General features: G+C 40.5%; 11 protein-coding genes. 5 read left to right on the top strand and 6 right to left on the bottom strand.

The genetic code is table 11. The features are described 5' to 3' along the window. Positions 1 to 868: 868 nt before the first annotated feature. Positions 869 to 1,144: a type II toxin-antitoxin system mRNA interferase toxin, RelE/StbE family gene (locus GQR93_RS02700; RefSeq protein WP_003552108.1), complete on the top strand. Its 276-nt coding sequence runs from the start codon at positions 869 to 871 to the stop codon at positions 1,142 to 1,144. 54 nt (positions 1,145 to 1,198) lie between these two features. Here the strand turns inward: GQR93_RS02700 and GQR93_RS02695 are convergent, their stop codons facing one another. The 5 genes from GQR93_RS02695 to GQR93_RS02675 all read right to left on the bottom strand — a co-directional run bounded on the left by GQR93_RS02695 (position 1,199) and on the right by GQR93_RS02675 (position 6,301). Continuing rightward, positions 1,199 to 1,939 (bottom strand): LiaF transmembrane domain-containing protein, encoded by a 741-nt coding sequence (locus GQR93_RS02695; protein WP_003552107.1) that lies wholly within the window; start codon positions 1,937 to 1,939, stop codon positions 1,199 to 1,201. 4 nt (positions 1,940 to 1,943) lie between these two features. Further along, complete coding sequence (locus tag GQR93_RS02690) at positions 1,944 to 2,393, bottom strand: LytTR family DNA-binding domain-containing protein (RefSeq protein WP_003552106.1); 450 nt, start codon at positions 2,391 to 2,393, stop codon at positions 1,944 to 1,946. A gap of 202 nt (positions 2,394 to 2,595) precedes the next feature. Next, positions 2,596 to 2,961, bottom strand: coding sequence for a hypothetical protein (locus tag GQR93_RS02685; protein WP_003552105.1), 366 nt, complete (start codon positions 2,959 to 2,961; stop codon positions 2,596 to 2,598). 234 nt (positions 2,962 to 3,195) lie between these two features. After that, positions 3,196 to 4,863, bottom strand: coding sequence for a glycoside hydrolase family 13 protein (locus tag GQR93_RS02680; protein ID WP_003552104.1), 1,668 nt, complete (start codon positions 4,861 to 4,863; stop codon positions 3,196 to 3,198). 58 nt (positions 4,864 to 4,921) lie between these two features. Continuing rightward, complete coding sequence (locus tag GQR93_RS02675) at positions 4,922 to 6,301, bottom strand: SLC45 family MFS transporter (RefSeq protein WP_003552102.1); 1,380 nt, start codon at positions 6,299 to 6,301, stop codon at positions 4,922 to 4,924. Positions 6,302 to 6,440: 139 nt separating this feature from the next. Between GQR93_RS02675 and GQR93_RS02670 the strand changes: the two genes are divergently transcribed. Continuing rightward, entirely contained in the window at positions 6,441 to 7,430 is a 990-nt protein-coding gene (locus tag GQR93_RS02670) for a LacI family DNA-binding transcriptional regulator (RefSeq protein WP_003552100.1), read from the top strand. A 506-nt stretch (positions 7,431 to 7,936) separates the two neighbouring features. Here the strand turns inward: GQR93_RS02670 and purB are convergent. Then, a complete protein-coding gene (gene purB, locus GQR93_RS02665; RefSeq protein ID WP_035444302.1) occupies positions 7,937 to 9,232 on the bottom strand; it encodes an adenylosuccinate lyase in 1,296 nt (431 codons plus the stop codon). Between the two features lie 228 nt (positions 9,233 to 9,460). Here purB and GQR93_RS02660 point away from each other — a divergent pair, with 228 nt between their 5' ends. The 3 genes from GQR93_RS02660 (at position 9,461) to GQR93_RS02650 (ending at position 12,934) form a co-directional block, all read left to right on the top strand. Next, positions 9,461 to 10,747 (top strand): adenylosuccinate synthase, encoded by a 1,287-nt coding sequence (locus GQR93_RS02660; RefSeq protein WP_003552095.1) that lies wholly within the window; start codon positions 9,461 to 9,463, stop codon positions 10,745 to 10,747. Positions 10,748 to 10,837: 90 nt separating this feature from the next. Further along, the gene (locus GQR93_RS02655; protein ID WP_003552093.1) at positions 10,838 to 11,809 is read left to right on the top strand and encodes a GMP reductase; all 972 of its coding nucleotides are present in this window, start codon (positions 10,838 to 10,840) and stop codon (positions 11,807 to 11,809) included. 156 nt (positions 11,810 to 11,965) lie between these two features. Continuing rightward, positions 11,966 to 12,934: an aldo/keto reductase family protein gene (locus GQR93_RS02650; protein WP_003552090.1), complete on the top strand. Its 969-nt coding sequence runs from the start codon at positions 11,966 to 11,968 to the stop codon at positions 12,932 to 12,934. Positions 12,935 to 13,165 lie beyond the last annotated feature (231 nt).

The raw sequence follows: 13,165 nt of genomic DNA, 5'->3' as shown, positions 1-13,165 counted from the left end.
TGGTACTGCTTTGAGGAGCAGTCCTAAAACAGTGTGCGGAGCTAACCCGGGACAACCCGGAGTGTAAGCTGACAGGCAGCGAATCCCCGCTCTTGGGATTTGATGGCTGTTAGTTTACATGCAGGTTTGTGGTTAGCGGAGCAGTCCTAAGCCAATGTAAGCGTATCACGTTCCGACATATTCTTGCCACTTTTTGCTAAAAATCAACTTCTTTTGAACAAAGTCAATTAAATGCCAAACTTTTAAAGTCTTAGAAGAGTTGATACATCAAGTCTTTCATTGATCTTCACACTTTCTTCACATTTTGAGCATAATTTCGTTACAAATTTATAGTACATTATAGACAGTAAAGAGATGTCAAAGAGCCCAATAATTATTTCCACATAAAATGAATTTCAGGTTGTTTTGGCTTCACTTTCATTTCCCCCTCAAATTAATAAAGATATTAGCAAGGAAAAGGTGCCCCCACACCTTTTCTTTTTTTGTCTTTAAATTTCACAGTCTTTAGCACCTTTAAGTTTAAAATTTCAAGTCGTTTTAAATGGTCTTTTCAAATTCTTAAAAACATTGATGAAGAAATCACAAAATATTCACAATTTCGTCCTTTTTTGGTTAAATTTATCCTGTATATTAAAAGCATGAAGAAGAGATAGTTAATATTTCTTCTCCCCCCAATAGGTGATAAATTAACCCCCATTAATTTGTTACTTTTCATATTCATATTCCCCTCAGAATATTGATACTACGAAGTCAAGGCCCCCCAGCCTTGGCTTTTTATATTGCCTAAATCACACTCGGGTATTATCTCGCCTTTTTCAGATACCTTAATTCGTGATAGAGTGAAAGAGCAATTAATCTTAATAAAGAAGTGACCACTTTGACCTTTAAAGCAAAATACCAATCACGTTTTAAAAAACACTATCAAAACATGATTCGTGCAAATCGCTATTCCGAAAAAGAATTCAAAGCAATTGAAACGGTACTCCTGAGCGGCCAACATCCCGATCAACGGTATGATGACCACGTCATTAAAAGTCGCAAGCCGCAACGCGCCCTATTTATTAAAGGCAATTGGCTGTTAATATACGACTACGAAAACGACACCGTTCGCTTTTTGGATACAGGCAGGCACGGCGATATTTAAAAAACGTCTCAGTTATTTCCTTAAATTAGGAAATCAGCTGAAACGCTTTTTTGCCTATACATATAATACTTTTAAATCACCCAGACTCACCCGACCATTCAAATACACGGTTGGACTGTCCGGATTTCCGGTTTTGGTTTGAGCTTCAACACCACCCAAATACGGATCAATATTATTAACGATATTCCAATCATGAGGTACCGTAATATCGATGTCGCACATATAGCCATCAATATTAATAATGGCCGAGTCCCCTTGAATGTTAACTTTGTCAAAATAAATATTAACATCAGCCATTGACGCGTGAATATCGGCCTGCTTGAAATTTTGACTTTCAATGTACCGGTTGGTATCCCCCATCTCGGCATTGATATGGATATAGGAATCATTATCCGTGCCGGTACTATCGATAAAATTTGGCGTATGCCATTCATTATCCTGATCAAACCAATGCTGCCACTTCTTCCAGCGCTGCTTATGGATCACCGGTCTTAAGATCAGTGAGAGCCCAATACTGATCAGTAATGCAATCCCCAAGATCGTCCAAGGTACCAAATGGGTAATCCCAAGTGGGCCGGCATACAACATCACCAAAAATGCCAACGAAAAGACGCTTCCAAAAACATTCAGGCTGAGTACACACGATCCTAAAATAATCGCCAAAATAATGGTGACGATGAACGTCATCGCACTAATATGGAAATTTAACCATCCTATTTCCACTGATAGCCATCCCAAAGCTGCCAATAAGAATACCAACCCGGCAATCCAACGTTGCCTAACCGCTTTTCTCATATTGTTACCTTCTTCTCTCTAATTTATCTTTTAAAACCTTATAATATCGTCTGGAAACATAAACTTGTTTTGACGAATTTTGAAAGCGAACCACAATGCTCGAGACCGACCGGGTCAATGCATATACTTGATTTGAATTAATGATTGCCGATTTAGAGATTCTCACAAACTGCCCTGTTAGCAGATCTTCCAGTTCGTACAATCGATAACGGATCACATACTCATCATCTCGGGTGTGCGCGTGAACCTGGCGTCCATCCGTTTCAAAAAAGAGGATGTCATTTACATCGAGATAATATTCCGAAGTTCCTTTTAAAAAAACGAGTGGTTTAATCTGCCCATACAGATTTTGAATGGATTGATACAGGCTCTCCGTTTCAGCATCGTACCGAGGCGCCTTTATCACAATTTCTTTATTTTTTAAATCACCGTCGATTTCCACTCGAACTTTCATTTTGACATCCCTTCTTCTTACAATTTATTACACCATTATAAGCAATTCATGTAAATACAAGTTGTTTAAGTGGTTATTTTGCGTGTCTAAGTGGTCATATTGATGGTCACAATGAAAAATGACCATCAAAAAAGGAAGCCGGTCAAGCTCAATTTAACCAGCTTCCAAAAAATGACATATTTTGAAAATAATTGTCCGATTTTTAGTGAATTCCAAATTCAAACCACGAATGATTATTTTCACCCTGATCAACTTCAAACGTATATTGATGTCCGGTATTAAACCGTCCGGAATCCAATCCCCATGCAACATTAATTGCTGAATGGAAAAGTTTGAAATGGTCGCCCTTCTTGACAGTATAGGTTGCAACCTTGTAACTGTTCACTTGGGGATCGATGTTTCGAATTTTAAAGACCTTGATTGTTTTATTTAGTGTTACCCAATGAGACTCATTCCAATATGGATTTGCTGGACTGTAGATACTCATTGCCTGACTTGTAACCGGGACCAAAACGATTAATCCAAAAGTCGCTATCAGCATCGTAATGCTTACAAATGTCTTATTCATTTTAATTGCCTCCAAACAGTGAACGTGTTGGCACAGTTAATGCCAAGTCAGTGCACGATTCTCAATCACCTTTATTTTAGAGCAATTTAAAGTGAATTGATATTGAATGATTTCACAAAAAAACCAGTTAGAAATTGTCGACGCAATTTTTAACCGGATCTGGTATTAAGCTCATTTATTTCATATAAACTGACCAGGTAATCAACCATTTGAGAAGACAGTGAAACCGCTTATCTAGGCAAACAAGTAAACTTTACTCTCATATGGTCTTAATGTCGTTCCCTGATCATCGTCATAATTACTAATCAGCATTTTGGCAGCCTTTTGTTGGTCATAATCTCGGGTAACGGTTTGGTCAGTGAAGTTACTCATAATCAACAATGTTTTTCCCTCATAATGACGGCGGTATGCATAAACCTGATCATCTTTTGGATCCAACTCTTCAAAAGTCCCATACTTAATCACATCAGTCTGATGACGAAGTTGAATCAACTTTTGATAATGGTAGAAGACAGATTCTTTATCCTTCAAAGCATCCTCGGCGTTAATTTCCTTATAATTTGGATTTAACGCATACCAAGGCGTTCCTTTCGTAAAGCCGGCATTTTGAGAAGCATCCCATTGCATTGGTGTTCTGGCGTTATCACGGGACATGTTTGCCAAATACTTTAGCATCGTTGGTCCATCAATCATTTTATCCTGTTCAACCAATTCTCGATAAATGTTAATCGACTCAAGATCTTCATATTGATCAATACTGGTAAAGTGACCATTTGTCATTCCAAGTTCTTCGCCCTCATAGACGTATGGTGTCCCCTGCATCATGTGCAACGTTGTGCCCAGCATTTTAGCCGCACGGACCCGATACTTAGGATCATCATTACTGAATCGTGAAACCGCTCGAGGCTGATCATGGTTATTCCAGTAAAGGCTATTCCATCCTTTACCATCCAGAGCTTTTTGCCAACGATTCAAGGCAACCTTCAATTCCGGCAGTTTAACCGGCTGATCATTCCACTTACCCAAACGCACATCGGGATTAGGGCTCAGGTTAACATGCTGGAATTGGAAGACCATGTTCAGTTCATTACTTTCAAGTCCAGTGTATTTGATCGCATCTTCCGGTGTTGACCCGGGCATTTCCCCAACGGTCATCACATCATAATGTGAGAGGACTTCATCATTCATTTGATGCAGAAACTCATTTAACCGAGGTCCATCAGCTACAAAGTCAAGGGTGGTTCCGGCAGTTGGAACGCCAGCCACATCCGGCAACCCGGCAGGCTTGGAAATCAGATTGATAACATCCATTCTGAAGCCGTCAACGCCTTTATCCAGCCAAAAACGTTCAATATCAAATACCGCCTGTCGTACTTCCGGATTTTCCCAATTAAGGTCCGGTTGACCCGGAGCAAAAAGATGTAAATAATACTGTCCGCGTTCTGGCACATAGGTCCAAGCAGAACCACTGAATGCCTCGCGCCAATTATTTGGTTCGTGACCATCAACCGGATCACGCCAAATATAAAAGTCAGAATATTTGTTATCCTTTGATTTCTTGCTTTCCTGGAACCATTCATGCTGATCAGACGTATGATTAACAACCAGATCCATTAATAATTTCATACCATGCTTATGTGTTGCAGCCAGAAGTGTATCAAAGTCCTTCATGGTCCCGTATTCCGGATTAATCGCACGATAATCAGCAATATCGTAGCCATTATCCTTATTTGGTGATTTATAAATTGGATTTAACCAAATGACATCTGCCCCTAATTGGTGAATATAATCAAGCCGCTTTGTAATTCCCGGCAAGTCACCAATCCCGTCGTTATTACTATCCTGAAAGCTCATTGGGTAAACTTGATAAACAACTGCATTTTGCCACCATTTGTGTGTCATAAATATCCTCCTAAAATTACTGTGTTAATGATTATTTTACAAAATATGTTCAACTAAATTAATCAAACTTCGAATGGATTAAACGAACAGAGAATGTTGCCAATATTAATGAAATACCACCTACCAAGAACATGCCGGGCATCGAATGGTCAACCAACGGAAAGATCCAAAAACTGGCAATTGATGCGACAATCTGCGGTAAACAAATACTGCAGTTAAATAATCCAAGATAAGAGCCCTCATGCTTGCCGTTTAAGGCTTCTGTCAGCAATGAAAACGGCTGTGTATTCATGACAAGATAAGTGATCCCAATTAAGACAAACGGAATGATTAATAGATATTTGCTGTGAATAAAGAATATTGAGATGAATCCAATTGCCCCAGCAGCCAATCCAAACTGATACCAGAACTTTCGATGACTTGGCTTGGTACGTGATTGAACCAAAAGCCCCCACAAAACGGCTGCAACCGATTGGATACATGTCAGAACGCCGAACCAGTTTCCGGCCGCCTGATACCCAATCGATGAAGGATTACTGGTATGCCATACATTAAGTGAAATGGCACCCGTTGCGTAAGTCCACGAATATAAAATGGCAAACCATGTAAAGAACTGAACAACTGAAATTTCCCAAAAAATCTTTGGTGCGTCCTTCAACAATTGTAAAAGACCAGGTTGATCATCCTTTTGATTAACGTCAATGCCATGATAAGCCGCGTACTTTTCCGGATTATATTCATGAACTTTGATAATCGTCAAAGCAGATGTAATCAGCAAAACGCCCGCTGCCATATAGAATGCAATTCTAACCGTCAAAGGAACTTCTCCCTTGGCAGCAACATTGGGAATGCCGATAAAGGCCAAAACAAATGGAATTAAAGCGGCAACCACGCCACCCAGGTTTGAAAACGATTGTTGCCATGACCAGGCCAGATCCTTTTGGTCTTCGTTAACCATGTCGCCAATAACCATCTTGAATGGCTGCATACAAACATTAGACGTTAGATCCATAAATAAGGTTGCAACGGCCGCAAACCATAGCGCAGCTGCCGACCCGTACCCGAATCCAAATGATCCGGCATTAGGAAGCAAAATCAAGACAATCGCTGCAGCAGGTGCACCGATTAGAAGATAGGGCATCCGTCTGCCAAACCGGTTCCATGTTCGATCCGAATACTTACCAATCAATGGTTGGATCACCATCCCAGCGAGTGGCGGTAGGATAAAGAAGAACCCCAACTTATTCGGATCCGTTCCAATCGTTTGAAAAATTCTTCCCAATTGGGATTGCTGTAAAGCAAATGCCATATTAACGCCAAAGAAGCCAAACGTCATTGCAAAAATAGTTGTTTTGCTCAATAACGGTAAATGATTGCTGACTTTCGATACAGCTTTTTGCGTGACGGTTTGGTCATCAGTATTAGAAGCAATTTTCATTATTAAACTTCCCCCTTTAACTTGATTCAATCAGTTATAAATGCACAAACAGGTTATAGAATAAAATCAAACAGTACTTATCGAAGCGTAAGAATAATGTATAATTGAGCTATAAATCATAAATGGGGATGAAAGTCTATTGAGAGCAAAAATTTCAGACATCGCAAAGATTGCCGGTCTATCAACCGCTTCTATTTCACGAGTTCTGAATAACCAAGGCGGTTATAGTAAAGAAACGGCTAAGCGCGTCATGAAAATCGCAAATGACCTAGGTTATTTTAAAGATCGTTCCGCATCGGACCTTGCTCGTCGAAGCAATAACACGATTGGCGTTATTTACACTGACTTTGAAACGAACTTCAATGACCTCGTTATCAAAAACATTATGATCGAAGCCAAGAAACGTCATCTGGATGTTATTTTAATGATTGCCCAACAGAACGACCCCGACGGCCTGACTAAAATTGTTCGGGATATGATTGAACGACGCGTTTTTGCCGTCCAGTTTATTTCCACACATCCAAGTCCCCAAATCATTCAAATGCTTAATCGAGCTGCCATTTTCCCACAGGTCATTGGTGATGCAACCGATCATACCGTCTCTTACGTTTCTTCGGATGACGCGGCCATCGGCTACAAGGCAACAACCTACTTAATTGAAAAGGGCCATCGACGTATTGGATTTGTCAGCCCCAATGTCATGACAGATTACGTCAGTCATTTGCGCTTTTCGGGCTACCGGAAAGCCTTAAAAGAACATGGTATTTCTTTTAAGCCAGACTGGCTGTTTGAAGAAACTTACAGTTATCAAACCGGCATCCATGCTACGGCACATTATCAAAAGTATGGTGATATCGATGCCGTTATCGGTGTCAGTGATGAAGTTTCTTGGGGACTTTTGAACGGTTTTTATGACCTGAACGTTAACGTTCCCGGTGACATTGCACTCATCAGCATTGACGGAACGGCGTTATGTTTGCAAACCCGTCCCAGATTAACAAGTGTCACCCAAGATTTTGCTTTAATGGGAAAAACTGCCATTAAACAGTTGGCCCCCAAAAAAGCAGATCCTCATAGAATCACAACTGTCACAATCCCATTCAGAATTGATATCCGTGAAACATCTTAGCAATGGCAAACAGCAAGCTTATTGTTTCTGCTCTCAACAATCAATCATTCCACCCTCTTTTAAAGTATTTCCCCTAGAGTAAGTTTTTACGTAAGCGCTTACGTAAAATTATTGTATGCCCATTTTAAAATTTGTCAACCGCCATGCCTTAATTATTCGACGTGCAAAAAAATCAGTTTAACTATTAAAATTGCCTAGACCGATTGCTCTTTCAGTTAATCAAATGGATACTGCATTCGCAAACATCACTGAAAACAATATACCTATAACATGGTATCACCTAGTCAATCGGCCACACTCAGAATTGCTCCAAATATCGGTTTCCAGAAACCGGTTTGCAACAGGTGTCATCAAATTCATCACCCAAATAATGTATACCAAAAGAAGAGCAGCCGGACAAAATCAATTTTTGTCCAGTTGCTCTTCTTTTATATCATTTCAATTTTTAGTCCCGTTTAATCACGGCATCAGCCTATTTGGCGACGCCATACATAACCTCAACAAATTTAGTCTAATCCGACTCTTGCAAAGATTTCATCCGCATGACGAATATGATAATGATAATCAAATGCATCGGCAATTTGATCTTCGTTTAATGCATCCGTAATCTTTTTATTTCCTTCAACCAAGTCACGGAATTGAATGCCCTTATCCCAAGACTGCTTGGTTAACGGTTGAACCAAATCATAAGCCTGTTCACGTGTCATTCCTGAATCAATCAGTTTCAACATCACCCGCTGACTGTAAATCAAACCATAGGTTAAACCCATGTTACTCTTCATTCTTTCAGGGAAAACCGTTAGTCTTTCAATAATCCGCGAGAAACGATGTAACATGTAATCCAACAAAATCAATGTATCCGGAATAATAATCCGTTCAGCAGAAGAATGGGAAATATCCCGTTCATGCCACAGTGGCACATCTTCATACGCCGTGATCATGTGCCCCCGAACAACTCTGGCAAGACCACAAATATTTTCAGATCCGATTGGATTCTTTTTATGGGGCATTGCAGATGACCCCTTCTGACCGGCATCAAAATGTTCTTCAACTTCATGAATTTCCGAACGTTGTAAACCACGGATTTCAGTTGCAAACTCTTCCAAACTGGTGGCAATCAAAGCCAAAGTTGAAATATAGTCGGCATGAAGGTCACGCGGTAAAATTTGGCTCGTAATTTCTTGTGCATGAATGCCAAGCGAATCGCACACATATTGCTCAACAAACGGTGGCACATTGGCAAACGTCCCAACAGCACCTGAAATCTGCCCTGCTTCAACTTCCTTGGAAACGGCCGCAAATCGACGCTTGTTTCGGTTCATTTCAGAATACCAACGGGCCAACTTCAAGCCAAAAGTTGTCGGTTCTGCCTGAACGCCATGTGTTCGGCCAATCATAACCGTGTCTTTGTACTTTTTCGCCTGTTTGGCAATGACATCGATAAAATGATCGATATCTTTTTTGATAATTTCATTTGCCTGTTTGAATCGGACACCATAAGCGGTATCCACCACATCGGTACTGGTAACACCATAATGAACCCATTTTTTCTCGGGGCCGAGAGATTCCGATACATCCCGGGTAAATGCCACAATATCATGGTGGGTTACGGCTTCAATCTCAGCAATTCGCTTTGAATCAAATTTAGCGTTCTTCTTAATTTTCTCAACGTCTTCTACTGGAATCTTGCCCAGCTTTGACCATGCTTCATCAATGGCAATTTCAACTTTCAGCCATGCAGCATACTGGTTATCAAGTGACCAAATCTGTTTCATCTCTGGTAAAGAATATCTATCTATCATAATGGTTCCTTTCCACATAAATATTAACACGTTAATAATACCATATCGTTCATGTTTTGACTACATTCTATATAATACGGAAAGCTTTTGTTCGCATTTAAGCCTAAAGTCGAACGTTGAACGTTTTAACGATTAAAATCATTAACATTTTAGTTGACATTCCCGTGCAACTTGGTAGAATTAAAAATGCTGGGTTGATTCCCGGCAATAAAATTTAGAGGTGTTCATATGTCATCTATTGTGATTGTTGGAAGCCAATGGGGAGACGAGGGAAAAGGTAAGATTACCGACTTCTTCGGCCAAAATGCCGATATTACCGCACGCTATCAAGGCGGCGATAATGCTGGGCATACCATTGTATTGAATGGCAAAAGCTATCATTTACAGTTGATCCCATCAGGTATTTTTGATCAGGAAAAATACAGTGTAATTGGTAACGGTGTTGTTGTGAACCCGAAATCCCTAATCAGTGAAATTGATCAGCTAAAAAAAGACGGAATCAGTACTGAGAATCTTCGGATTTCAAATCGGGCACACGTCATCATGCCATACCATATCCTATTAGACGGTCTGCAGGAAAAGAAGAAGGATTCCAAAATTGGAACAACCAATAAGGGAATCGGCCCTGCATACATGGATAAATACGAACGAATCGGAATCAGGATTGCAGATTTAATCGATAAAGACAGCTTTGAAGAAAAACTTCGCAGCAATTTAAAGATTAAAAATGAACTTTTGACTAAGATTTACGATGCCGAGCCATTGGATTTCGATACAATCTTTAATGAATATAACGCATATGCAGATCGCATCCGCCCATACGTCATTGATGCTTCCTATTTAATCAACAACGCATTAGATGAAAATAAGAATGTTTTATTCGAGGGTGCTCAAGGCGTTATGTTGGATGTGGACCACGGAACCTATCCGTTTGTCACATCATCCAACCCTAGTGCCAGTGGTGCTGCAGTTGGAACAGGAATTGGCCCTAACCGAATTGACAACGTCATCGGTGTCTGCAAAGCCTACACATCACGTGTTGGCGAAGGTCCTTTTCCAACTGAATTAAAAGACGCTACCGGCGATCACATTCGTGAGGTCGGGCATGAGTATGGTGTTGTCACAAAACGTCCACGTCGAATCGGTTGGTTTGACAGTGTCGTTCTCCGGCACTCAGCCCGCGTATCCGGATTCACCCACTTATCATTGAATTGTCTTGATATTTTAACGGGAATCAAGACATTAAAAATCTGTGTCGCTTATAAATTAGACGGCAAGGAAATTGATGATTACCCTGCAACACTAAAAGAACTCAATAAATGCGAAGCAGTCTATGAAGAACTGCCAGGTTGGGAAGAAGACATCACTCAAGCAAAGACGTTGGAAGATCTTCCTGAAAACGCCCGCAACTATTTGGAAAGAATCTCAGAATTAGTTCATGTACCACTTGCTACCTTCTCGGTTGGCCCGGATCGCGAGCAGACAAACGTTGTAGAAAAAGTTTGGACTAATTAATAGAAAATAAAATTCAACATGTCAGACACATCTGGGAACTTCTTGTGTCTAACATCAATCACCCCGCTCATATTTCGGAGGTAAACAATAATGGAAGTTTTTGATTACGAAGATATTCAATTGATCCCCAACAAATGTATTATTAAGAGCCGTAGCGATGCAGATACATCGATTAAATTCGGTCCCAAAACATTCAAGATTCCAGTGGTTCCAGCAAACATGGAAACGGTTATTAATGATGATTTGGCAATCTGGCTTGCTGAAAACGGTTATTTCTACATTATGCACCGTTTCCAACCGGAAAAGCGTGAAGGCTTTATTGAAATGATGCACGCTAAAGATCTATACGCTTCAATCAGCGTTGGTATTAAAGATGATGAATACAAATTCATTGATGAATTAGCTGAACACAATAATAAGCCTGAGTACATTACCATTGACGTTGCTCATGGTCACTCGGACTTTGTCATCAAAATGATTCACTATATCAAAGAAAAGCTACCGGATAGTTTCCTGATTGCCGGAAACCTCGGAACGCCAGAAGCCGTACGTGAAATCGAAAACGCCGGTGCTGACGCAACCAAAATTGGGATTGGACCCGGTAAAGCCTGCATCACCAAGCTAAAAACCGGTTTTGGTACCGGTGGCTGGCAACTTGCCGCCTTACGCCTATGCTCAAAGGCCGCTAGAAAACCAATGATTGCCGATGGTGGTATTCGATTTAACGGCGACATCGCGAAATCAGTTCGTTTTGGTGCTTCAATGGTCATGATCGGCTCACTATTAGCAGGTCACGAAGAATCACCTGGTAATGTTATTAGCATCGACGGTAAAAAATACAAACAATATTGGGGATCAGCTTCCGAAAAGCAAAAAGGTGCCTACCGCAACGTTGAGGGCCGCCAAATGTTGGTTCCTTATCGTGGTGAAATCTCCGACACATTGTTTGAAATGCAGCAAGACCTCCAATCATCAATTTCATACGCGGGTGGAAAAGAATTAAAAGATATCCGCACAGTTGATTATGTAGTGGTTAAAAATTCGATCTTAAACGGAGACTAGTCTCCGTTTCAAACAGTTAAATCACAAAAGAAAAAGCTTGCTTATGTAAGCTTTTTTTTATCTATTTTAGTAAATTTTTCTTGACTTCAAGTTAACTCGAAGTTCTACAATGAGTCTTGTAATCAATTCAAATAACAGTTAAGGAGAAATTTGAATATGAACTATCGACAACTTGGTAAACAAGGCATTCGTGTTAGTGAAATTGCACTCGGCAGTTGGATGACGGATGTCAGTGACAGCGATAAGCAAGACTTGGCCGCTCAAAGCATTAAGCTCGCTTATGAAAGCGGTGTTAACTTTTTTGATTGTGCTGACGCATACAGCGGTGGTGCAGCCGAAAGGTTCCTCGGAAAAACGCTCAAACAATTTCCAAGAAAAGAAATTGTTTTATCCAGTAAAGTCTATTTCCCAACAGGTTCCGGCATCAATGACCGTGGCCTATCCAGAAAACACATCATGGAATCTGTCGATCAATCATTAACCAATCTTCAAACCGATTATTTAGACCTGTATTTCTGCCACCGATTCGACCCAAACACCCCACTTGAGGAAACGCTGACAGCATTAAGTGACCTGGTTAACCAGGGTAAAATCCTCTATTATGGTGTCAGTGAGTGGCGTCCCGTTCAAATCCTGGAAGCCCAATTAGTCATTCAACGACTCGGCCTGCACCCAATGTCAGTTGTTCAACCTCAATATAATATGTTTGATCGTTATATTGAGCATGAACTATTGGATGTTTGCGGTAAGTTTGGTCTTGGAGTCGTTCCGTTCTCACCACTTTCCCAAGGACTTTTAACCGGTAAGTATCGTAAGGGCCACAAGATTCCAGCAGGTTCCCGGGCCACTTACCAGGACCAAATTCAGGCATTATTAACCGATGATAACCTGGATAAAGTTGAAACACTCATTAAGATGGCCGATGAATTAAATACTGACTTGGCGACCTTCTCACTTGCATGGGCTTTACGTGATTCCCGCATCAGCAGTTTGATTACCGGTGCCAGCAAGCCTTCCCAACTTCAAAATAATTTAAAGGCAATTGATTTAACGATCCCTGATGATGACTTCAAACGAATTGACAATCTGTTTCATTTTAAAAAATTCGAACGAAAAATCGTCTAATCAATTATTCATCAAAAAAGCGCTATTCAAGACAATTCATTTGTCACGGATAGCACTTTTTTTAATTCATCTATCACCTTACACTCCGGGTACTAACCGCTTTGTTCCACACACTTGTTTAGGACTGCTCCTCAAAGCAGTACCACTCCATGTAAGAGATCAATTCAAAAAATCCAAAACCGGGATTTTCCAAATTGACGTCTTACACTCCGGGTACTAACCGCTTTGTTC

The sequence above is a fragment of the Lentilactobacillus hilgardii genome (assembly GCF_009832765.1).
In the GTDB taxonomy this organism is placed as follows: Bacteria; Bacillota; Bacilli; order Lactobacillales; family Lactobacillaceae; genus Lentilactobacillus; species Lentilactobacillus hilgardii.
The sequence above is the reverse complement of the archived record's forward strand: the minus strand, read 5'-3'. Positions and strand labels throughout refer to the sequence as shown.